We start from the raw sequence: 25623 nt of genomic DNA on the forward strand, positions 1-25623 counted from the left end.
GCCGATTTCCAATACGATGCCTAGCGGACTCTTAGCGTATGACTAGAGGCATTCCTATCAATTTTTTCGCTTCTTCCTCTAAGAGCACTCGCAGCTTCCTTTCATCCTCTTGATATGGCAGAGCCATAAAAATAGTCATTTTGCCCATGGATGTATAGGAAGCCTCAAAGAGAATACGCTTCTTTCCCTTGATAAACAGGTGATCGTATTCACTTGGTTGACTCTTGTTCTGCTCACCCAAAAAGTTGCAAATAATAGGTGTCATCTGCAAGGATTGGATGAGTGATTGGTGGGAAAGAGGATAGTTTTCCGTTACGTCAGGATTTTGCACGAGATTGGTGAAATGGATGTTCCTCTCCTTTGCGAGATCCAACCGAACTTTCACATACGTTTCCAACTCATCGAGACTCCACGACGGATCAATATGAAGTGGAATATGATCGATGCACTCGCCAAGAACATCGAAGAAATGGTTCCCCATAAAGGATCTGCCAAAGTTCATAAGGAAGATGGGGGCCTTTTGGACTCCATAACTTCTTTCGCAAAATCTGGCTAAAAGAGCAATCGGAATTCGCGTATTTTCTGTCTCCTGCGGGTTATCCATATCCAGTTCGCAGGTAACAATCGTGTATCCGTCCAAAGCAGATGAAGATGGAAGCTGGCTTTCGATGGACAAAAGACTATTCTCAAATCCGAGGAGATCAAACTCCTCCATAAGCTGTTGATCTTCGATTCCGATTGGACCTTTCGTAATTTGCTGGACGAAATCCCAATACGTATTCCGATCATTTTCCGAGAGGTCTGTGCCATTCTCCAATGCTTCGTAATACAGGTTTATGTCGTTTTGCAGAACCTCGCTGCTAATCAAATCAAAAATGAGATGCGATGCCGGGAATATGAACGAGTACTCTTTCTCGCTCTCTTTCAGCAAGATCACTTTGTATGACAAGGAGCCGATCGAATCATGCTGCTGGTAAAAATATTCGCTCAGTAAAAGTTGGCGCACCGCTTCTTTTCTTTCTTCCGATTCGCCCGATACATCAACAACTGGAAGCTCAATTTCACTAGGGCAAGGATATTCTTTCCAATATGGCTCTGCTTCCTCAAAAGCTAGCGTGCATCGTAGTAAATGATGCCGCTTCAAAACGTCAAGGAAGGCTTTTTCCAGCGTCTTCGGATCGATCATCCGCTCAAAGCGAATTACTGTTCCAGAAATGTCCTTTTCCTGTACATGATAGCGCTGTGAAGGTGACAGTGGCTGCCTGATGAAAGCTTGCTGATTCACGATCGCCTCCGAATAATGAAGGAGCTTCTGATCGAGGTCGTTGAAGAGGCGCTCCTGCCATGGCATCGTTTCCTTCTCATCGAACGCAGCTTGTTGCAAATGATTCTTCTCTTTTTCCCATGCTTTTTGCGAGAGATCCAGATATTGAATGGCGTGCGGCTGTATCGCAGGATCGCAAGACCTGCGCAATAAGGACAGGATTTCTTGATGTTTGTCCCGCGCATTTTCTTCCACGTACAGAACAGCTCGGTGCTTGCTGCCGAACGGCACCTCTACATAGTTGCTTCGTACTTGAAAATGGGCGTAGATCAAGGTTTCCAGCTCTTTTTTATCTTGCGCTTTTGTGGTACGAATCCGATTTACGGTATCTACATATCCTGCCAGCGCTCTGACTGTGTCGTATTGGAAGATCGTTTGAATCTTCACTTCGATGCCTTCCTTATGCAGTCGTGCTACCAGTTGGATCGCTTTGATAGAATGCCCGCCCAGATCATAAAAATGGTCATCCACACTGATTTCCTGGAGGTCCAGCACTTCTTTCCAGATTTCTGCCAGCCTAATCTCTTGCTCTGTAACAGGTGGATTCAGTTGCTTACTTGCCTCCCTGATCATGACAGGCTCAGGTAATGCTTTCCGATCTATTTTTCCATTCGGTGTGACAGGCATTCTCTCAAGGACGTGGATATACGTTGGTACCATATAGGCTGGAAGGGTGGCCAAAAGCTCCTGACGCAAATCTCTGTTCCAATCAGGCTGCTCCCAGACCAGATAAGCGATCAGGCAGGCATCTCCTCCCTGCTCTTTTTTGGCCAACACGACCGCTTCCTTCACTCCCGCCTGGGATAGGATCACGTTTTCAACCTCATCAAGCTCGATACGGAAACCGCGTATCTTGACCTGGTTGTCCATTCGCCCCAAATATTCCAGACTTCCATCCGCAAGCCATTTCACCATATCTCCCGTCTTGTAGAGCCTCGAACCGGCAATAAACGGATCTGCCACGAATTTCTCGTTTGTCAATTCCTCGCGATTGATGTAGCCATCAGCGACGCTAATACCCGCGATCGCTAACTCACCAGGAATTCCCAGGGGCTGCAAATGACCATGCGCATCCAGCACGTATACTTTTGTGTTGGCAATGGGCTTTCCGATTGGCACTTGCTGCGGCAGCTCCTCTTGCCCTTCATACGTCCAAGTCGTTGCACAAATGGTTGTTTCGGTTGGACCGTATGCATTGATGTAGCGGCAATGGGCGCTCCATTTATGGACGAGCTCCCAGTTTGCTGCGGAACCTGCGGTGATTAACGTTTGCAATTTCGGGAAATTTTCCGGTTCCAAATACGTCACAAAAGTAGGCGGAAGCGTCGCGACTGTTACTTCATGCCTCAGCAGATACTCACTGAAAGCCTGCGAATCGAGTACGACATCCTTTGAGACTACGACAAGTCTCGCCCCCGTCAATACCCCCATCGTAAACTCCCAGACAGAGGCATCAAAGGAGATGCTGGCAAACTGCAACACCCTGTCATTTTGGGTGATACCGAGATCGTTGATGAAAAACTGCTGGAGGTTGGCGATTCCAACGTGGTGCAGCCTTACTCCCTTTGGCTTCCCCGTTGACCCGGAGGTATAAATCACGTAGGCCATGTCACTGGAACGATGAAAGGTCTCTACATCAGCTGTAACGCCGTTGTATACGCTCCTACCATCAAGATTGATCACCATTGCTGCAGGGAGAATACGCTCTGCATACGCTACTGTCGGATCATGGACCAAAACAATGCTGGCCCCGCTATCTTCCATCATATAGCTGATCCGTTCACTCGGATGGTCAGTGCTAATAGGGAGAAAAGCACCGCCTGCTTTCAAAACGGCCAAGATGGCGAGGCTGTAAGCAGTAGAGCGCTCCACCATCACACCAACAATGCTGCCAGGTTTTACCCCTTTCTCACGCAGAACGTGGGCCAGCGCATCGGATTTGTCATCTAATTCCTGATACGTGTAGCTGCCTTCCTGATCGACCACAGCAATGTGATGCGGCCACTTTTTGACCTGTTCCTTAAATAGCTGGTCAATGGTTCGCGTTTGGTCAACCAGCATCTCCGTGTCATTCCATTGTTCCAGAATGAGAGCCTGCTCCTCGTCCGTAACCATTTGCATGTTTGCAATTGGCTGGTCGGGATTGCGGATGACACTCTGAACCAACTGATTCAGATGCGCTTGCACTTTTTGCAGATAGGAATCGCTGTAGGCAAGTGCATTATAGATAAAGTGAATTTCTAGTTCCTTACCGGGAATAATGCACAAGTTGAAGTCGTAGCTGGTTTGCTCATATCCTTGGACATCCGTGATTCCGAATAAACCGCCTTTTCCATCTTCGTCGAATGCCTCTTCCGTCAATGGATAGTTTTCAAAGACCATAAGATGCTGAATCAGGTTTTGCTTTAATGCGGTTTCGGACTGAATATCCGCCAGAGACAAGTATTGGTAGCTACTTGTGGCTGTGAAGAATTGTTGCACCTGTCCGAGTAACTCCGAAAATGTCTGTTTGCCTTCACTGCGAATCCGCATTGGGATCGTATTGACAAACAACCCAACCATTTCTTCCACACCAACGAGTTCAGAAGGACGTCCCGAAACAACTGATCCAAAGACAACATCATTGGCATAATTGTATCGTTGCAGCAACAATCCCCAGAGGGAATGAAAGACGATGCTCAGTGTCACATCATTTGCTCTCGCTATTTGCTCCAAACGGGCAGTCGTTTCCCGATCAATGCGGAACACGATCGATTCTCGTTGGTACCCCTTACCGGTTGAAATATATTCAACCGGTAAAGGAGATTGTTGATCAAATCCATCCAGGCTATCGCGCCAGAACGAGAGTCCTTCTTGTTTATTTTGCTTGCCAAGCCAAGTGATATAGCTACTGAAGGAATAAGGTGGAGCCAGCTCAGCCTTCTTATTTTGAAGATAAGAGCGATAGATATGGAAAAAGTCTTTTGCGACAATCCCCAAGCACCAGCCATCCATAATAATATGGTGGAAGCTCCACACCATCTTGTATTTTGTTTCACTCAATTTCATAACGGTCATCCGAAACAACAGATCTTTCTCCAGATCAAATCTCTTGCGCCGATCCCTTACAAGAAATTGCTCTACGAATGCTTCTTGTTCATCCTGATTCAGGTCAGAGATGTCCTCGATCTGAATAGCTGCTTCTCTTTGCTTCAACACGATTTGCAGCGGCTTTTTACTTTCTTTATAGTGAAAGACTGTTCGCAGGATATCGAATCTTTCGACGAGGTCGCGAAAGCTCTGATCAAGGAGATCAAGCCGCAACGACTCCTCCATCGTAATCACCGTTTGTTCGAAGTGAACCTCTGATTCATGATGAAGGATAAATTGATACAGCATGCCTTCTTGCATAGGTGTCAAGCGGTATATATTTTTTATCTGAACACCATTCAAACCTCATCACCATCTATCATTGAATTTTTTCACCCAGCAGTTGAGAAAGATGATCTAACTCCTCAATGGACAGCTCATCGTATGTGAAATCTGTTGGGCTTTGCTCGACTGACTCTTTCGATAAGCAGTGCGTAATGATTTCTACGATTTTATCTCGGTAGGCATCCACGAGGCGCTGAATGGTTCCTTCTTCAAACTCTTCACGATGATAAGTAAAAGTAAGTGTCAGCTTGCGATTCACGACCATTCCATTCACATCAAGCGCAAAGGAACGAATGGCGGTCGGACTGATTTCTCGGCCCGGAGAGAGGGAGGAAGTCGTTATGCTCTCTGATTCCAAGTCTGTATCGAACTGACCCAAGTAGTTAAAACTGATCTCGGGCTTTACCTGGAACGTTAACGGAACATCGGTTTGTCTCGCAGACAGATACTGTAAAATACTGTATCCAATACCTTTGTTCGGCACACGTCGCAGGCTGTCTTTCACCATTTTGATCTGGTAGCCAAGCGATTCTGATCGGCTCATATCCAGTACGAATGGATACTGGGCTGTAAACCAACCGACCGTGCGTGAAATATCGATGCCCTTCACGATCTCTTCTCTGCCATGTCCCTCCAGATTGACGAGCACATGCTCTATCCCAGCCCACTCTTTTACCGCCGAACCCAACGCCGTAAGCAACAAATCATTCACTTCCGTGTTATAAGCCTGGTGACTATGCTTAAGCAGCTTTTCTGTGTAAGCTTCATCAAGCTCGATGGTGACATCTGTTGTATCTTGCATAAGCGGTGCCCCAACCGTTTCCGCCTTTGCCAGAGGAGAGAATGGCGTTTCCTCTACCTGCTTCCAATAACTGATTTCCTGTTGAATCTCGCTTCCCTGCGCATATTTTTGCAATTCTTCTGACCATGTTTGATAGGAATCGGTTTTCATAGGCAAGACAGGCTCTTCTTCCTGCAGCAAGGCGTCATACACGGTATGGAAATCTTCCAAGAGAATCCGCCATGAGACGCCATCGACAACGAGATGATGAATCACAATTAACAAGTGATCTCCAGCTTCTGTTCGGAAAAGACCGAGATTTACCAACGCAGTATCCGTCAAATCGATTCCTTCCTGAATAAGCTGTGCAGCTTGCTCCATCTCCTCTACGCTTTGAGACGAAAACTCCCTGATCATGATGGGAACGAGACACTCGTCCAGGTTCCGATGTTGTTGGACAATGTCTGACTCATTCATTTGGAATTTCATTCGCAACGCATCATGATGCTCAATCAGCTTCGTAAATGCTTGTTGAACTAACTCTGGTTCGAAGCCAGCTTCTCTGTACAACATGACAGATTGATTGTAATGATGAGGGTTCTGATGGTTTTGCTCAAAGAAGTTCATCTGGATCGGTGTCAATGCTACTGCTCCCATTACAGGCCCTTGATCAATTTGTCTGGTCAGCGGCTGGAGATATCTGGCTGCATTGCGAATACGCGGGTTTTGGAACAAGTCTTTCAATCGGAGCTCATACCCATGACTCCTCAATCTCGCTATCATCTGAAGAGCTTTAATGGAGTCTCCCCCAAGCTCAAAGAAGTTGTGGGTCACACTTACTTGTGCAAGCCCCAGCACATCCTTCCAGATAGTGACCATGATTTGTTCCTGTTCATCGGACGGCTCGACGATGTGTTCTTCCACCAAGAGAGAGCGATCAGGCAGAGGGAGTTTTTTCCGATCCACTTTTCCAACTGCGGTAATCGGCATAGCGTCTAGTCGGACGAAGAAAGACGGGATCATGTAATCGGGCAAATCTTTCGCGAGCAGGTCTCTCCACTCGTCAGCCGAAAGCTCATGCTCAGTCACAATATACGCGCATAAGTACTTGCTTCCATTTTCTTCTTCTCTGGCGATAACGATTGCTTCTTTTACCTGTTCCAGCGAAAGCAGCTTGCTTTCAATTTCCCCTGGCTCGATTCGATATCCCCTGATTTTGATTTGGAAATCCTTCCTGCCCAGGAAGTGGATGTTCCCATCCGGTAAATAGACAGCCAGGTCTCCTGTCTTATACATTTTTTCGTAACCCGGTTCCGCATATGGATTATCGACAAAGCTCTGTCTCGTTAGCTGCTCGTTATGCAAATAACCTAACCCAAGCGGCATGCCTGAAATGTGGATTTCTCCAGGTACTCCTATCGGCACTCGTTTTCCATACGCATCGAGTAGAAGGATTTTCGTGTTGAAAATCGGTTTTCCAATCGGGATGCGATCTTCTTCTCCCGTAATTTGATAGGCAATGCATCCGATACTTGCTTCTGTCGGACCATACAAATTTGTCGGAGATACATACTGGAATATTTTCAGGAATTTGGAAACAGTAGACGGAACAATTTCCTCGCCGCCGATAATGATCTTTTTGAGCGATTGTAATTTGCCCTGCAGTTCGAGATTTTCAGCTAACTGATTCACGATCACATTAAAAACAGATGGGACGAAATCAGTTAAGGTAATTTGTTCATCTTCAATGATTCCAGCCATGTAATCAGCCGAAACAGTCATTCCTGTAGTAGGCAGTACTGTTTTTCCGCCATTGGTCAGCGGCCAGAAGAATTGCCAAATGGCACTGTCATATACATGGTTGGTAGTCTGAAGGACAGATTGCGCTGCTTCTTGTCCAAAGTAATCATCCATCCAGTTAAAGCGGTTGACGATCCCTCTATGCGGTACGACGACTCCTTTTGGTTTGCCTGTTGAACCAGAAGTAAAAATGACATAGATGGGGTCTTCCGGCGATACGGACAAATTAGGATTTTCCACTTCCGTTGTCAATTGCCCCAGATCAATCTCGACCAATTTCGCTCCCAGATCCGTTTCCGTAAAGGCATGTCCAGATTCTACGAATACGAACTCGCTACCCAGCTCGGCAATAACAGACTGGAGTCGATCGACAGGCCACTGAATGTCCAATGGTGAAAACGCAGCTCCCGTCTTCATTACACCCAATAACGATACGACCAATTCCAGACTTCTTTCCATAAGCACAGGTACGTACTTGCCTTTTCCTATACCGCGTTTCAGCAGATCAGATGCGACTGCGTTGGCTTTTTCGTTCAGTTGTTGGTAAGTGATTGTCGAGCCTTGGTAAGAAACGGCAATTCGATTCGGATAAAGTCTGGCTGATTCCTCGATAGCTATATGGATCGGTTGTACCACCGGATACTCTCGCTTCGTATCATTGCTGAGCTTCTCCAAAATCTGCACTTCTTCCGGAGACATGAGGTCAATCTCGCCCACAAGAATATCCATGTTCGCCGCTACCTGACTCAGTACGTTGGTAAAATGGTTGATAAAACGCGCCATCGTTTCAGGCTTAAATAGGCTGGTGCTATATTCGCACTCCACAAAAAATCTATCATCTCTCGTCTCGACATTCATGACGATGTCTAACTTGGATATTTTCGTTTGGAATGGATAAAGCCTGACGTCTACCCCGTTCCAGTCAAAGGCCGTATCTGCCACATTGTCAAAGGAGAACATGGTGTCAAACAACGGATTCCTGCTTGGGTCGCGTCGAACCTGTAGCTTTTCTACCAGGTCTTCCAATGGATAATCCTGATGTTCAAACGCCAACAGTGACTTCTCACTTAGTTCTCGGACAAACTCGCGGAACGTCTTGCTGCCTGCTGGATAGTTTCGCAGGGCAAGCGTATTTACAAACATTCCCACTACATTTTGAACATCGGTGTGGTTTCGTCCTGCCACCGGAGTCCCTACGACAATGTCCTCTTGCCCGGTATATTTGGACAACAAAACGTTGTACGCCGCCAATAGAATCGAAAAGACTGTTACGTTTGCTTCCTTCGCCACAGCGTGCAATCTACGGGATACATCCGCCTTAATCTCGCTTTCGACCGTACCCCCTTCAAAACTTTGAAGCTGGGGTCGCGGATAGTCCGTAGGCAAATTCATGACAGGTAGTTCCCCGCTGAATTCATCTATCCAGAACTGCTCCTGCCTATGCGACTGCCCCGTCGTCTTGATCTGTTTCAGCCAAGCCGAATAGTCCTTGTACTGGACGATGAGTGGTTCTGGATTTTGCCCGTTATACAGTTGATTTAACTCATCAATGACGATGCTCACCGATGTTCCATCTGCAATGATGTGGTGCATGTCGATCAGGAGTAAATGCTTGTCCTCCACCAGTTTGACCAGCTTGACGCGCAATAATGGTGCCTGGTTCAGTTCGAACGGCTGAATGAACGTCCGAATGAGATTTTCTATACTTTCCGGACTGTCCTCTGCGTGATCATGATCGATGGTAAAACGGACAGAGTCATGGACAAATTGTTTCGGTTCACCATTTACGTAGTCGAAGGAAGTACGGAACGCCTCATGCCTTTGGATAAGGGACTGGAACGCGTTTTCCAATGCCACAGAATCCAGCTGTCCGGAAAGAACCAAAGCGCCTGCCATGTTATAGGCCACACTCGTTTCATCGAGTGATTGAACGGTGAAAATCCTTTTTTGTGAAGGAGAGAGCTCATAATGCTCTTGTTTTCCAACCGACTGAATCAACGGCATTTCTGCTTGAGTCGCTTCGGAAATGACGTGGGCAAAACTCCTGACGGTAGGATTTTGGAAAACGGCGCGCAGCGGAATTTCTACCTGCCACTCCTTGTTCACTTTGGCAAGGAGAATGGCAGCATGTAGCGAATGTCCACCGATTTCAAAGAATCGATCCAGAACGCCGACTCGCTCGATCCCCAAGACCTCTTGCCATATTTCTACAACTTTTCTCTCATTTTCTGTCGAAGGCGCTACGTATTCCTCGGATACCAGCTTAGACAGATCAGGTTCAGGCAAAGCATTCCGATCGATTTTGCCGTTTGGCGTCACAGGCAACTCTGCCAATGGGATGATAAAGGTCGGAACCATGAACTCAGGCAAGGAATCGGCTAAAAATCCCTTGATTTCGGATGGACTTACTCCCTCATCCGTCGTGTAATATGCGCACAATACAACGGATTCATCTCCCTTTGTGTTTGGGAGCACAATGGCATTGCGAACCTTTTCATGACGTAACAGCTGATTTTCGACTTCACCCAGCTCCACACGGTATCCACGAATCTTCAATTGGTAGTCCGAACGACCAACAAACTCTATATTTCCATCTGCCATCCAGCGCACAATATCGCCGGTTTTATACATGGACTCACCAGGACGGAAAGGATTTGGGATGAAGCGCTCACGGGTTAATTCCTCTCGGTTCAGATACCCCCGCGCAACACCTGCTCCGCCGATATATAGTTCACCGTACACACCTACCGGCTGTGGCCGCAATTGGGAATCTAGCACATAAAATTCTGTGTTTTGCAGCGGTTTTCCGATCGGAACATTTCCGGTCGTCATTTCGGTATCGCCAGCCATTTCGAAGTAGCTGGAATCAATAGCAGCCTCCGTGACCCCATAGCTATTGATGATTTTGATCTGCCCGAAACGCTCGACCAAGCGGACAAACGCTTCGCTTTGGCATGTATCTGAACCAAGAATTAGCAGTTTCAGATGATCGAGCGACAATCCATTTTGATAAATGTACTCCATAAAAGGAAGAACAAGAGCAGGTGTCGATTCAAACAAGGAAATTTCGTACCGGGTCAACCACTGATAAAGAGCCGGAAGATCAATCCTTACATCACTCGGACAAATCACCAAATGTCCACCATGCAAAAGAGCTCTGCATAAATCCCCTGCAAACACGTCAAATGAGAAACTAGCCATCTGCAAAAGATTCACATTCATCTGTTCGAGTTCGTACTCGTACCGCCATGTATTGGCTACACTCACCAGGTTGCGATGCTCGATCATGACCCCTTTGGGCTTGCCAGTAGTGCCGGATGTATAAATGATATAAGCGAGATCGCTCGGTCCGGAGATGGCATCGAGATTGGACGAATCCTCCCTGTAACTGGCCTCGGCGTCCAGATCGATTACGGCGCCGCTGAATTCTACTCCGCTCTGTCCATTTTGATTGACCAGCATGACCGTTGCCTGACTGTCTTCCAGCATGAACGAAATGCGGTCCTTCGGATACTGAGGATCAATCGGAACATAGGCACCACCCGCCTTCATGACCGCCAGAACAGCGACGACCATGTTAATCGAGCGCTCTGCCAAAATCGCAACAGAGCTGTTTGGCCTTACACCCTGAACACGTAGCGTCCGGGCCAGACGGTTTGCTTTCGCATTGAGTTCCTGATAGCTGATCTGCTCTTCCCCGTAGGAGACGGCGACTTGCTCTGCATGGCGTATTGCTTCTGCCTCAAACCATTCATAGAAAGTTGGATAGAGAGGAGCGGGGATTTGCTTTCTCGCTTGATTAAAGTCGGCAACCACCTGCTTGATGTCTTCGCTGGACAAGTACTCCAGATCCGCTAGGCAACTCTCATTAGACTGCACAATGGAGTGAAGTAGCTTGGCAAAATGATTAGCCATTCGCTCAACCGTATCGCGTTTAAACAGATGCGTGCTGTAATCAAATTGGCAAGTGAGCGTTGTCCCATCGTCATGGACATCAAGACTGAGATCAAAAAGGGACACGCCTTTTGGATATTCATACGTCGTGACTTTGAAATCATCTGAGGCCACATCGTCAAAGGATTCATAATGGTAATCAAACATGGTATCAAATAAAGGATTCCGGCTCAAATCTTTGTTTAATTGAAGAGCATCAACCAGTTTTTCAAATGGGTACTCCTGATTTTCAAAGGCAAGGAGGGCTTGATTTTTCACTTCTTTCAGGAAGTCCTTAAAGGTCTTGCTTCCTGTTGGATAGTTACGGATAGCCAACGTATTTACAAACATGCCGATCATTCGTTCCAAATCAGGGTGTTGTCTTCCCGCCACAGCAGAACCGACAATCAGCTCCTCCTGCCCGGTGTATCGGTAAAGCAGTACATTGTAAGCAGCAAGCAAGACCATATACAAGGTCGTGTCAGTTTCCCTTGCCAATTGGAGTAACTGCTTCCTGACTTCCTCACTGATTCCCATCGTCAAGCGGTCACCTTCAAAGGATTGAACCGGCGGTCTTTGGTAATCAACGGGGAGCTTCAGTACTGGGAGCTCTCCTTGGCCAAATTGCTCAAGCCAGTACTCCCTTTGAGCCGAGAGCTGTTCTGACTGCTCCCTCTCTTGCTCCCATGCCACGAAATCTTTATACGTCACGCTGAGCTCAGGCAGTGATTCTCCTCTATACGTATGGAGCAGCTCACGGATAAACAGAGAAACCGAATAGCCGTCCGAAATAATGTGGTGCATGTCCACTGCCACAATGAAGCGCTTGGCTGACACTTGGAAGATTTTCGCCCTTATAAGCGGTGCTTTGCTGAGATCAAATGGCTGGATAAAGGTGCGAATCGCCTCATTTACATCCTCTTCGGACAAGTGTTGGACCTCAATATCAAATGACAGATCATCATGTAGAACTTGCACGACTTCATTATCCCTAATGGCAAAGTTGGTCCGGAAAGAATCATGTCTCTGGACAACCTGTTGCAAAGAGTGAATCAGACGATCAAGTTCCACTTCCCCATCCAATTGTAAATAGCCGGATAGGTTATAGGCGGTTCCTCCATCCAGACCTTGGAGGATGTACATCCTTTTCTGTGCGGAAGAAGACTGATAGTATGGCTGCAACTCACATGAACGAATGGGTGTAAAAGTTTGATGCTTTGATGAGTCTACATATTTGGCCAATTCACGTATCGTCTGCGATTGAAAAATTTGATGCAAAGGAATTTGCACGTGGCATTCCTTGTAAATTCTGCTGAGCATGACAGTCGCTTGTAAGGAGTTCCCGCCTTGTTCAAAAAAATTATCATCCAGATACATTGGGGAGCTTCCCAAGATTTCCTGCCAAATGACTCTGATAGTCTCTTCGGTCGCCGTTCCAGCCGGCTCTGCTTCTCTGCCGCTCATGCTTCTTTGCCCGGCAAGCCGATCGGTTGAATGGATAATCTGGATTTCTCCATTTCCTAGCGGAACAGCAGATTTCGTTGTTCGTTGCCAATGTGACGGATCTGCATGGTCGAGTCCCTCATTAGCCAGATACACCTGTCCGACCGCACCCACAGGAGCCAGTTGCTCATACTGATCCAGGACATAGAGGGAAGCTCGTCCTACCTGATCATCTGGCATTTCCTGCAAAAGCTCTGTCCATTCTGCTGTATATTTGCCCAGGTTGCCACTGGATTCGCGTTTCATTTTTTCCATCTCGTCGGGCTGTAAAAGTGATAGGGCACGAATTCTTTCCTGATCGTCTTCTGCAATACGGTGCAAGAGATTGGCAAAGTAGACGCCCCACTGGCGAAGAATCTCCGTGGTTACTACCCCGCTTCGTGCATCCACATCTACAACAAGCTCTCCGCCCACTTCTGTCACGTTTACAAAAAGATCGTACTTGCTGTAAATGATCCGATTGGGCAGCAGCGTAGCCTTCATTTGAGCGAAAGTCAGGTTGTGAAGCGGTCGATCCATATTGAACAACACTGAAAGCTCCGGCAAGTTTTGAGGTGGCAAATTCTCAGCCAATGCAGCAAAGGAGTAAGCTTGATGCTTTTCCATCTCCGCAACCGCCTGTTTCACTCGGAACAAATAATCCGCAGCCGTATCATCTCCGTCAATTTCCGTGCAAATCGGCAAAAGATTGACGCAGTTTCCGATCAAGGACATTTTACCGATATGGGACTGACCCGCTGTAGGAATCGCAACCACCATTTTTCTATTTCCAAGAAGGCGATGAAGGAAGAGGTTAAAAGAAGCCAACAAGGTTATAAACAGGCTGTTCTTGTTTTGAATGCTTCTTTTTCTTGCCTTTCTTGTGATGCTACTGTCGATCTTGAAAGTGATTCTCTCGCCTGTAAAAGATGGTTTTCCCGTTTCTCGTTGCCCTAAAGGAAAAACGAGCTTGGGGATTGGATCTGCGAATTTTTCGTTCCAGTACGCGAGCGCTTCCTGAAACGCCGGTTTCTGCATCTGATCTTCTTGCCAGTTTCGGTAAGCAGAAAACGGTGTAGAAGGCTCGAGCGATATGGGGCGTTTCTGTGTAAGGGCCGAGTAGATATCATCCAGCTCTTTGATAAACACAGCCATGGACCATCCATCCGCAATCATGTGATGGAAGGTGTAGGAAGTCAGGAATTTGGCAGGAGCCAGCTTGATGACACTTACCCGAAACAGCGGGTCCTCAGAGGACAGCTCAAATGGCGTGCCTGTTTGTTCATCCAACAGCTGATTCTTTTTTTCTTCCTGTTCCTCAGACGAAAGGTGGCTCAAATCCACGATTCGAACACGTATGTCCCTCTTGGGAAGAACTACCTGATACTCTCCGTTGGGATCAATGATGGTTCGCAACGCTTCATGGCGATCCACCATGGCTTGGACAGCCTGCTCAAACACAGAGATATCAAGCTCACCCTCGACCTGAAGTGTGGCGGTCTCGTTAAAAGCAGCGGATGCTTCCACGCGATATTTGACTGCAAACCACATTTGTTTCTGTTCGGGGCTAAGGGGAAGCCTCAGTTCTTCCCCCACCCTTTCCACAAGCGTTGCCTCTGGCTTTTGCCCATCCCGTCTCGTAAAGTTTGTCAATTCGACGACTTGATTTTGTTTGCGTCCTCCATTTGGAGAAGTTGGGGGTGGCTCCGGCAAAAAACCTCCTCGGCGCAGATCATCAATACTTTCCTTCACCGCTTGGATCAGTCTCTCGATATCCTCATCAGAATGAGCAGTGGAAAGGAAGCAATTCCTGCCCTCCCATATATAAATGCCCTTGCTGATCAGATGATAGAAGAACAATTCTATATCGGTAAACGATACGAAGCGGAACAAGGAACCGCAATTGATCATCTGGATTGGAATCTGCTCGTTTTTAAAGTATGCGTTAAGTGTTTCTACCAAGTAGAGGGTCTTTTGAGTCAACGCTTCCTGAAGCTTGGGACCCTGTTCCTTCAAATATTCCAGTGTGGCGATGGCGGCATGCATCGTGAGTGGATGCGTGCAGAACGTTCCGCCCACAAACGTCTTTTTCTCCGCATTTACCGGGTAAGACTGATCTCCAAAATTCCAAATTCCCCCATCAACTGCATCCATGAACGCGGCTTTCCCGGCTACAACACCGATCGGCATGCCGCCACCCGGAACTTTCCCATACGTAACGAGGTCTGCTTCTATTCCATACCATGCCTGTGCGCCACCAAGATGTATGCGGAATCCCGTAATGATCTCGTCAAAAATAAGGGCAGTTCCTGATTGGCTAGTAATCTCTCTGACTTCCTTCAAAAATTCCACCGGCTGTAGATCTGGACGGCGGCTTTGAACAGGCTCGACCAATACTGCGGCCAGTTCATGGGCATGTTTTTTGATCAGCTCGATTGATTTTGGATGGTTGTAGTTCAAGACCAGGACGTCATCCACCGTATGCTGGGTAATACCTGGTGCCATCGGTATGGCCTTCCCGTCCTGGGACTCAGGATCAGCAACTGTCAGAATGCCGTCAAATGTACCGTGATAGGAGCCGGAGAACAAGGCGATTTTTGAACGGCCTGTAACAGCTCTGGCCAGGCGCAGTGCCACCATTACTGCCTCGGTCCCCGAATTGTAAAAGGCAACACGCTCCACTCCGGTTAGCTCGCTGATTAACTCCGCTACCCTTCCAGCTACATCCGACATAGGACCCAGCGGAGGTAGATCTGATTGAATCTGCTCCTCGAGCTTTTTCATGATAAATGCGGGATTATGACCGAGCAGGTTTACACCGAAACCCATCGTCAGATCGACATATTCATTCCCATCCAGATCCCACATTTTGGAGCCAGCTGATGCTTGCGTAATAATCGGGTATACCATTTCCTTCCAATAGGAACGGAATCCAGACACATTGCGATTGTTGGCATGAACAAATCGGTGCTCTTGCGTATACTTCTTGGATTGCTTTGTCTTTTCCGTATAGCTTTGAATGAATGCGTTCAGATACTCTCTTTGTGTTGGCGTAAAATTGCCTCGTTCACCGATCATCAGTGGCTGATACGGTATAAAAGGCTTCTGGCGTTCCTCTTCATTCCCTTTGACCTTGACCGATAGTTTTGCCTCAGGTTTTTTGATCTCGGGAGCAAGAGTCACAGATTCGACGTGTTGTTTTGGCACAAAGCTTTGTTCCTGATTCAACAGCTCCAATTGCTTTTGTAACAACGTAGCCATTTGGTTTTGATGGTCAGATAAGAGCGAAATCTGCTTTTCGATAATGGTTTCAACCGCACCTGATCTTATCGGGACTGGCATTTTCGTGGATTGCTCACTCGGCTCTGCTTGTTGAATACGTTGAACGTCATTCTGTTCAACCACTACGTTTGCTTGCGGTTGCTCGATTGCCATCCATTCCATTTGTTTGGCAGAAGCTACAGCCGGGCTACTGGATAGCTCCTGAGCGATGTGCGCTGCTAGCATATCAACGCTGGTGATGGTTTCAAACAGCTCTTGAGCCGGAATGACCACTCCAAACTTTTCCTGAATTTCACGATTGATTTGGACGAGCATAATAGAATCCAAGCCTAGCTCCAAGAAATGGAGGGATGGATCAATTTCTTCTACAGCAAAACCTGAAGCATGATGAACCAACTCTTTCAGAACTTTTGCGATTGGCGCAGTTCCTATCTCTGACACAGTAGCACCTCTATTTCCGCTAATAGTATTCGTCTGTTCTGGAACGATACTGATCACATCATCTGTAATCCAAGAGCGATGCTGGTCGAAAGGATAGACTGGCAATGGCATTTTTCTTCTCTTTTTGCCATCTCTGTAGAACGCATCCCAGTCAACCGTAGCTCCCTGTACATACAAATCGCATAATGTCGTTGCATACGAATACTTCATCTCTGCACTCGCCGTGTGGTACTTTTCCTGCACATCCCGGGCGGATTGACTCAATAGATGAACGGTTTCCTCTGGAACGCGCTTTTTACCAGGCGAGTAGACGAAAACGTCTCGATCATTTTCAAGCCGGACCGCCAATCGGTCGAGCTTTTGTTCGAAATCGCTGCGGCTATGCAAAATGAGCGCAATCCTATAGGGAAGCGTTTCTCTCCCGGTGTTTGCCGTATAGCACAAATCAGACAACGAAAGCGGTCCACGGGAAGAAAGAAACTCCTGATAATTTTGAATCAGACGTTGAAGGGCTGACTCGGATTTGGCCGACAAGGTAAACACTTGCACTTCATCTGAGACTGTCATTTCCGCTTCATTTACCGGCACATATTCTTCTAAAATAATGTGGCTATTGGTACCGCTAAACCCAAACGAGCTAACCCCGCATCTCCTTGGATGTCCATCTGTTTCCCATTTTTCCAGTCTGTTTTGCACATAGACTGGGGACTTTTCAAATGCGAAATTGCGATTGGGTTTCTGGAAATGGACGAGGGCTGGGAGCTCTTTGTGTTTTAACTGCAAAGCAGCCTTAATCAATCCAGCGATTCCCGCTGCTTCATATAAATGTCCAATATTCGCTTTGACCGTGCCGATTCCACAAAACTGTTTCTTCTGTGTATATTGTCGGAAAGCTCTCTGAATTCCATCCAGCTCAACGGGGTCCCCGAGCTTTGTACCCGTTCCATGCGTCTCTATATAGCTAATCGTTTCAGGGTCGACTTGGGCATCCTCCCAAGCGTCTACAATTAATTCTGCCTGGGCCTGTGAGTTCGGTGCGGTAATCCCGACTGTAACACCGTCTTGATTAACTGCGCTTCCCTTTATCACGGCATAGATGTGATCCCCGTCCTCGATGGCTTTTTCCAAAGGTTTTAACAAGACAGAAGCTACGCCTTCACCCCAACCCGTTCCATCAGATTGATCGTCAAACGCCCTTGAACGGTTGTCAGAGGATTCCATTCCAATTCCAGCCTTCTGCGCCAGCAGGATGGTTTTGACTCCCCCTGCCAATGCCATCTCACAATCACCGCTTTGGATAGCCTTGCACGCCATATGAACGGCAACCAGGGAAGACGAGCAGGCCGTATCCACGGTGACAGCAGGGCCACGCAAATCAAGCAAGTGTGAAATGCGGCTTGCAATTATGGAAGGAAGGTTGCCTACTACATAAGAAGGCAAATCCTTGGGACTTACCACTGACAAAAGGCGTTCGTAATCGTATCCCAGCTTGGAGAAGCCGACATACACCCCTACTTTTTCCCCTGAAAGCTTGTGCCCTCCATAGCCTGCATCCTCTAGCGTATTCCAAGCATTTTGAAGGAACAGCCTTTGGTTGGGGTCCATTAGCTTCGCTTCTTTTGGGGTAATAGAGAAGAATGAATAATCAAATTTGTCAATCTCCTCTAAATAACCACCTTCTACAAGGGTTGGATTGCCCTGCTCGCCTCTAACCAGCGATACATATTGTTCTGTGTCCTTTCGTCTCTGACCTTGAAGCTCATGAATGCAATCCTTTCCTTCCCGGATGTTTTGCCAAAATTGATCAACATCCCGAGACTGCGGGAACTTACAAGAAATCCCGATAATTGCGATATCCTTTTGTTTCTGTTCAGGCGTATCTGTCTGTTTAATATGATCAGCCGTTTTTTCCTCAGGGACGAGACTGCGGGCAAGCCTGGCGATCGTCGGATAGGCGAACAAATCGGTTACCGCCAACGTGATCCCCATCTCCTCTTCTATCCGCCCTGCTAACTGGGTCAACTGCATAGAGGACGCGCCTACGTCAAAATAACTGTCGTTTAGTCCCAACCTGTCTGATTGAAGCACCTCGCGGCAAATGGCAAGCATTTGCTTCTCTAATTCTTCACGTGACTGAGGTGATTGATCAGCTCTCTCCTCTTTTACCTCTTCAGTGGTTCGGCGTCGCATTTCCTCGGAAACATCTCGAAATGCTCCAGACTGATACTCCCTTGCCACTCTATATCGTTCCACTTTTCCACTCGTTGTTTTGGGGATGCGCTGAATCGGCAAGACCTCGCTTATTCTCCATCCGGTTCGCTCGTTCAAATGCGTTTTCACTTTCTTGGAAAGCTCTATGAACTCTTCTACACTTTTCCGGTGAAGGATAAACACAAGAATGTCTTCTTCTTTGCTTTCCTCGTTGAATACCCCGCAAGCAACGACCTTCCCAAGCTCGACTCCTTCGACTTCTTCAGCAATCCGCTCAATATCATGCGGGTAAACGTTTTGACCATTCACGAAAATGATGTCTTTCGCACGCCCAGTAATGACAAGACGTTCATTTCGCATAAAACCCAAATCCCCGGTTCGGAGCCATCCATCATCCGTCATTACATTAGCGGTAGCAGCAGGGTTGTTGTAATATCCAGCAGTTACATTCTTCCCTCTAATCTGGATATGGCCAACCGTATCGCTTGGCAGCTCGCGATCCTCGTCATCACATATTCTTACCTCGCAAAAATCGATGGGGTAACCGACTTCTATCAAGGTGAGTGCTTCTGGATTTGTTTGATCCGTCATCTTGATTGGCTTTCCTACCTGAATAAACCTACGATCCAGAGAAAGCGTTGTAAAATGCAGGTTCTGATCGGGTATCGATACTCCCACAGAGGCTTCAGCCAATCCATAGCACGGGAGCATGCTTGTTTTCTTCAATCCATATGGACTCATTTGATCCAAAAACTGATGGATTAATTCGGAAGCAATAGGTTCGGCTCCATTTAAAATCGTGCGAAGCGTGGACAAATCCCACCCCTCTGCCACTTCCGGTTTAAATCTGGACAACACATATTTATATCCAAAGTTCGGAGAAGAAGAAATTGTCGCCTTGTGCTCGCTTACCTTCTTCAGCCATAGAGTAGGCCGCCTGATAAACAGTGAGGTATGAATAAAATAATGCTGAACTCCTGCATACAACGGGGATAAATGGAACCCGATCATCCCCATGTCATGAGTTAAGGGCATCCAGCTTAGAAATGAATCAGACTCAGTCGTTCCAAGTCTGTTATTAATCGCAAGCACATTATGGACAAGGTTTTCATGCGTCAGGGTAACCCCTTTTGGATCTCCTGTAGACCCGGATGAAAATTGAATAAAGGCCACATGATCAGCAGAAGGATAATAGATTGTGCCCTTCTCTTCTCTTTTCCCGGTCTCATCAAGCAGGAAGGACTTCGACTTCAACGATTCCATTTCCGTCAGGTAGTTGTGTTTACGAAAGAAATCCTCCAGTCGTTTCCACACGCTGTCCGTCGTAATGAGATATGGATTGATTAATGTCCGCCAAACCTTTAACAGCTTAAGACGATGCTCTTCGTTATCCCCAACGGAGATAGGAACAGCAATCATTCCACCGAGTAAGCATGCCCAAAAAAGGCAGACAAAAGTTCGAAGATTACTATCCTCAATTTGAAAAACGACCTCATCACCAGGCTTGATTCCACTTTTTTGGAGGACAAATAAATAGCCGAGGGCTTCTTCATACAGTTCTTTATAAGAAACAAACACCTCATTCTGGTCTCCCAAAATGAAGGTAACGCCTTTATGGTCCTCGTTCTTCCACAATTCTAGTGCTTCTACTAATGTCTGAACAAAATGCAAAGCGTTGTTCCTCCCTTGTCCCGTGTTTGATAGTTTCTAGCTTGCCTGGTGAGCATAACCACTCCAAATGCTCCCTCTTGCATTTGTAAAACCGATAGAGCCCTTCTTTGTTCTACCCACGTGATACAAGAGAAGTGAATTTCCCCAAGCTATAACTCGTTTTACGAATCGCCTGTCTCCTGCTTTCTTTTCCGGGTAGACGCAGGCTGGTACGCGGAATGAGAAAACAGCTCCCCATTCTGAATATTAGGAACCTTTACCCGGAAACACCACTTACCCGGAAGAAAAAGCGACCGATACACGTTTTTACTTATATTCCCTTTAATTGATTTTTATTGAAGTGATACACAACAAGAAACCATCGCCAAAATGAGATGGTACTTCTTAAATGGCTAGTTCTTTTGTCTTTTCTAGTAGTGGAATAAACACGACGATTAGAGTAACGGTCACATTACAACGAGTATGGCAGGGGAAATTGGTCATTAATTTGCTAATATTCACGTGGGCTAATATGATGGTAAACTATAAGAATATGAGTGAGTTGGGAATATTTTACTATCCCAAATATTAGAAGACAAGCCTTTAATTATTAATTTTTGCAATTTATTTAAATAAAAATTCATTACAATATTACTCTGAACTTATCTTGACGATATCAAAAAGGCTTTCACCCACTCTTTGTAAAGAGAGGTGAAAGCCTTTTATTTTTAGTCGATCACTCTACCGAGTAAACCTTTCGGCTTGGCAGCTCCAAGCAATGCAGACGGCCGCCGTATACGGCACCTCCGTCAATGCCGATAATTTTATTTTCTCCGTAATACACATCATGTTTACCGTGCAAATAACTGGTCGGCGTGTGACCAAAAACAACGGTCTTCTCCCCCTGGTAGCCTTTATGGAACTCTTCACGTATCCACATCAGCAGATACGGATCAGTCTCTGCGACAGGAGTCTCGGGATGTACACCCCCGTGAACAAAAATATAATCATCGGTTTCATAATAGCAGTCCAAGCCAGCCAAAAATTCCAGATGTTCTTTGACGGAAGAGGTGATTTCCAAGGCCTCTGGTGCGCCAGACTCCGTATCTGCTGCAGCATGCCCATAGCTCGCCAACGTCTTTTGTGCACCGTTTCGGAACCATCGTTCAATAAAGACTGGATCTTGTTCGAATGATTTAACCATCATATGATCATGGTTGCCCATCAACACAATTGCCCCTTCTGCATGAAGCTGTTTTACCTTGTCGACGACGCCCTTCGATTCTGGACCACGGTCTACATAATCACCTAGCAGGATCAATTGATCGTTTTGTGGATCGTACTGAATTTGCTCCATCAACGATTCCAGTTTCTCTAGTTCCCCATGAATATCGCTGATTGCCAACAATCTTTTCATCCTACACCCTTCTTTCGCTCGTCTGCAGCTTCTCTCAGATACTGTCATGTCTCCCTATTGTACGCCCCATTTCACCTGATTGCCAGCATGTCTACCTCTCAAAAGCTTGCAAACGTGAAAAAGCCCAGGCCCAAAATCCTATCAGGCCAAGGCTATTCCATTTCTCTATGCTTATTTACTCGGCATCTCATTCCAGAACGTAATCTCTTCTACATCCAGGCGAGTAGTCGGATGACCAGGTTCTGCCGCTTTGCCGACTGCAATCAACATGACTGTTTCATATTGATCCGGAATTTGGAAAGCTTCCTTGAATTTCTCGCTGTTATAGCCTCCCATTGGCACCGTGTCATACCCTCTCGCCTTGGCAACGAGCATCAATTGCATCGAGACGAGACCTCCGTCTACCAAAGCAATTTCCTTGATGCTTGCTCGATCCCGATTCTCATAACGCTTGTTGATGTTGTCGATGAGTGTAGCCTTTACTTCCTCGGTCATATAGCCTGCTTCAACCGCTTTGTTGTAAATGCTCCCTGCTTGTTTGTAGCCCTCATAATCAGCCAGGACTGCAATAACCGCCGCAGCCTCTACCACCTGCTTTTGGTTAAATGCGATGGGGAGCAGCTTCTCTTTCAATGGCTGTTCATCGATAATCAAAAACCGCCATGGCTGGAGGTTGGAGCTGGAAGGTGCCAAGGTCGCTTCCTTCAGCATTTCCTTTAGTTCATCCTGCGAGATTTTTGCTGCTGGATCGTAATGACGTACGGAACGACGCTCCCGAATGACGCTCATAAAAGCCTTTTGATCGATAACTTTTTCCATGATTCCATCCTCCAGTAATAAGTATGCGAATTTAGTAAGTTACTAACTTTATTACACAACAACTCGTGTTCAAACTGTATCACATATTCCATTTTGCTGACAATCTTTTTGTATGCAAAAAAACGCTTTGGCAAAACGATTCACATCCTGTCATGGATGCAAGCGCGTCACCAAAGCGTTTATTTGTTAAACCGGAGAAAAAGCGGACAGAACGGCTGGCTGTCTCACTGTGTCTCCATTCGGAAGTTCGACAACGAGATAGCCACTTCCTTCGTCCTCAGCTGCTTCCCATCTCAATGCAAAAGCTTTGCGGCTAAATGCTTCCTCTTCGTCCAGACAAGCAAGCATCGTCTTTAATGTGTCTAACGTAATCGGCACAGGCACACTTGCTCCTTGCTCTTGTGGAAGAGAGAGAAGTTTCGGCGCATCTTCGAAATATTGCACGGTATCGAGGAGCAGAGAAACCTGCTGCCAGCTTAGCGGTGAAACAAAGGCTTCAAACGCCATCTATTCATCATTCCTTTTATTCACGATGATTTCCATCGAACAGGCTAGACTGGACATTAGGTGTCTTCTGTTGTCCTGCTGTACCAGCTCCGTCTCCCGAACCTTTTGCCGTCGCTTCGTCCTTCGGTTCATCTGTCGGCAAAATGGTTTCAAAAGCAACTGATTTTACTCCACCCTCCACCAGTTGTCGCCCAATGCCACCTTGCTCGTTGACGATCACTTGCTCTGTCTCAACAAGGGTCCATTCGTTCTGCGACGTCCACGCATAAACCGTTTCCTCGATGAACATCGCAACAAGCTCATGCGGGTTGTTTTTTCGTTTACGAATCAACTGTACGCCTTTGCCTGCACGAGCCTGGAGTGGGATCGCAGCTATGGCTGTGCGTTTGACAACCCCTTCAGCGGTCAACAAACTAAAGGCACGAGAATCGACTTCCTCAATCGGAAGCATCGTGATCACAACGTCGCCAGGAGCAAGTGCGATTGCTTTTACCCCGCTCGACGCTCTACCAGTAGCGCTGACTTCACTGCGCTGGAATCGGATGCCCATGCCATCTTTCGTCGCACCGAGTATCGCGCCAGCTTCGTCCGCCACAAATACATTCACAAACTCGTCATCGTCGCCTTTTATCTTTGCAGCTACCAACGCACTGGAACGATTTGTTTCGTATTCGGACAACGCCGTCTTTTTCATCAAACCCTTTTTGCTTACATGGTATACATACAGCGGTTGTTTGAAGTTTTCTACGATCGTAAAGCCAACAATCCGCTGATTCTTCTCCAACGGGATAATATTGACGAGGGCCGAACCGATATCCTTCCACTTATCGTCCGGGAAGGCATTGACCAGTGTGGCGAAGTATTTACCGTCCTGGGTAAAGAAGAGAGCGGTGTGAGACGTATTCGTCTCCATGAAATAACGGACACGGTCTCCTTCTTTTACCCCACATGTTTCCAGCGTTCCCCCTACTGATTTGAAGGAGCGCGGGCTCGTCCGCTTGATATATCCTTCGTTTGTCAGGGTTACGATGCAATCCTCGGCATTGATTTGCATTGCGATATCGATTTTGATTTCCTCGATCTCGCCCTGGATTTCTGTCAGGCGCTCTTCTGCGTATTTTTTCTTGATCTCGTTCAGCTCGCCTGTAATGACTTGAATCAGCTTTTTCTCGCTTGCCAAAATCGATTTCAGTTCCTCGATTTCTTTTGCCAATGTAGCCAATTCTTTTTCCAGCTTGACGATATCCAAACGTGTCAAGGAAGCGAGCTGAATGCTCAAGATCGCATCTGCCTGATTTTCGGTGAAGCCGTATTTCTCCATGATGTTTTTCTTGGCATCTGCACGGTCTTCCGAATCCATAATCGTATCGACGATTTGACGCAAAATGGACTTGGCACGAATCAAGCCTTCCACGATATGCTCTCGGCTTTGCTTTCGATCCAGATCATATTGGCAGCGATTCGTGACGACTTCTTTTTGGTGGTCGATGTACGCCCCCAATAAAGCCTTAAGTCCCATCTGACGGATGGTCCCCTCATGAATCACGTTCATGTTGTAATTGTAATAGATTTGCAGATCCGTATTTTTGTACAGGTAGTTGAGAATCGCCTGCTCATCCGCTTCCTTGCGAATATCCACTACGATGCGAACTTTTTTCTGTTCGGCCTCTTTGCGTCCGGTTTCATCGCGAACCGCCAGTGCCCCCTCGATTTTGCGCTCCATCACGAGCTCATCGATTTGGGCGACGAGCTTCGACTTGACCACTTCGTAAGGGATTTCGGAAATGACGATTTTTTTGATCTTGCCGCCTTTTGGCTCCTCTACATGCGTCTTCCCGCGAATGATGAATTGGCCGCGTCCTGTCTCAAAAGCCTTGCGAATCCCGGACAGCCCTTGAACAATGCCGCCTGTCGGAAAATCTGGGCCTTTGACATGCTGCATCAGTTCATCCAGCGAGATATTTGGGTTCTTCATTTGTGCAACAGCCGCATCAATGACTTCGCCCAAATTGTGCGTAGGGATATCAGTTGCAAAACCAACCGCGATCCCGGCAGCGCCATTCACGAGAAGATTGGGAAACCGTGAAGGCAATACTGCCGGTTGTTGAGCGGAGTTGTCGTAGTTCGGGATAAATGTAACCGTATCCTTTTCAATATCGCGCAAAAGCTCATTGGCCAATGCCGACAGTCTGGATTCGGTATAACGCATAGCGGCTGGCGGGTCTGCATCCAAGCTACCAAAGTTTCCATGGCCTTGAATGAGCACTTGGCGCATTTTCCACCACTGCGCCATCCGCACCATCGTTTCGTAAATCGCCGAGTCACCGTGCGGGTGATAGGTACCCATCACGTACCCGACCGTTTTCGCTGATTTACGGTATGGTTTATCGTTCGTGTTGCCTTCTTGGTACATGGCATACAAAATCCGGCGCTGTACCGGTTTTAGTCCATCGCGAGCATCTGGGATCGCGCGTGAGAGAATAACCAGATTGGCATAGTCCCCAAAGCGCTTTCCCATAATCTCCGCGAAGCTCTGCTTAATAATTTGATTGGACAGCATGC

At 47.0% G+C, this 25623-nt stretch carries 6 protein-coding genes; all 6 read right to left on the bottom strand.

All coding sequences use genetic code 11. The annotated features are described in order from the left end of the window. Positions 1-31 precede the first annotated feature (31 nt). The 6 genes from KB186_RS02135 to parC all read right to left on the bottom strand — a co-directional run bounded on the left by KB186_RS02135 (position 32) and on the right by parC (position 25621). Positions 32-4756 carry a non-ribosomal peptide synthetase gene (locus KB186_RS02135; protein WP_232773029.1) on the bottom strand — a complete coding sequence of 1575 codons (4725 nt, stop codon included), beginning with the start codon at positions 4754-4756 and terminating at the stop codon, positions 32-34. A 16-nt stretch (positions 4757-4772) separates the two neighbouring features. After that, positions 4773-20339, bottom strand: a complete 15567-nt coding sequence (locus KB186_RS02140) for a non-ribosomal peptide synthetase/type I polyketide synthase (protein ID WP_232773030.1) — start codon at positions 20337-20339, stop codon at positions 4773-4775. A gap of 715 nt (positions 20340-21054) precedes the next feature. Continuing rightward, positions 21055-21735, bottom strand: a complete 681-nt coding sequence (locus tag KB186_RS02145; protein ID WP_173607869.1) for a metallophosphoesterase family protein — start codon at positions 21733-21735, stop codon at positions 21055-21057. A gap of 171 nt (positions 21736-21906) precedes the next feature. Continuing rightward, entirely contained in the window at positions 21907-22554 is a 648-nt protein-coding gene (locus KB186_RS02150; RefSeq protein WP_232773031.1) for a nitroreductase family protein, read from the bottom strand. 186 nt (positions 22555-22740) lie between these two features. Then, positions 22741-23061: a hypothetical protein gene (locus tag KB186_RS02155; protein WP_173607871.1), complete on the bottom strand. Its 321-nt coding sequence runs from the start codon at positions 23059-23061 to the stop codon at positions 22741-22743. A 16-nt stretch (positions 23062-23077) separates the two neighbouring features. Further along, positions 23078-25621, bottom strand: coding sequence for a DNA topoisomerase IV subunit A (gene parC / locus KB186_RS02160; protein WP_221868622.1), 2544 nt, complete (start codon positions 25619-25621; stop codon positions 23078-23080). Positions 25622-25623: the final 2 nt, after the last annotated feature.

Source organism: Brevibacillus sp. AF8, assembly GCF_021270385.1.
Lineage (GTDB): Bacteria > Bacillota > Bacilli > Brevibacillales > Brevibacillaceae > Brevibacillus.

Excerpts from the sequence above, each read along its gene's own strand:
- KB186_RS02155 (WP_173607871.1), bottom strand. The coding sequence starts at position 23,061 with ATGGCGTTTGAAGCCTTTGTTTCACCGCTAAGCTGGCAGCAGGTTTCT.
- parC (WP_221868622.1), bottom strand. The coding sequence starts at position 25,621 with ATGCTGTCCAATCAAATTATTAAGCAGAGCTTCGCGGAGATTATGGGA.
- KB186_RS02145 (WP_173607869.1), bottom strand. The coding sequence starts at position 21,735 with ATGAAAAGATTGTTGGCAATCAGCGATATTCATGGGGAACTAGAGAAA.
- KB186_RS02150 (WP_232773031.1), bottom strand. The coding sequence starts at position 22,554 with ATGGAAAAAGTTATCGATCAAAAGGCTTTTATGAGCGTCATTCGGGAG.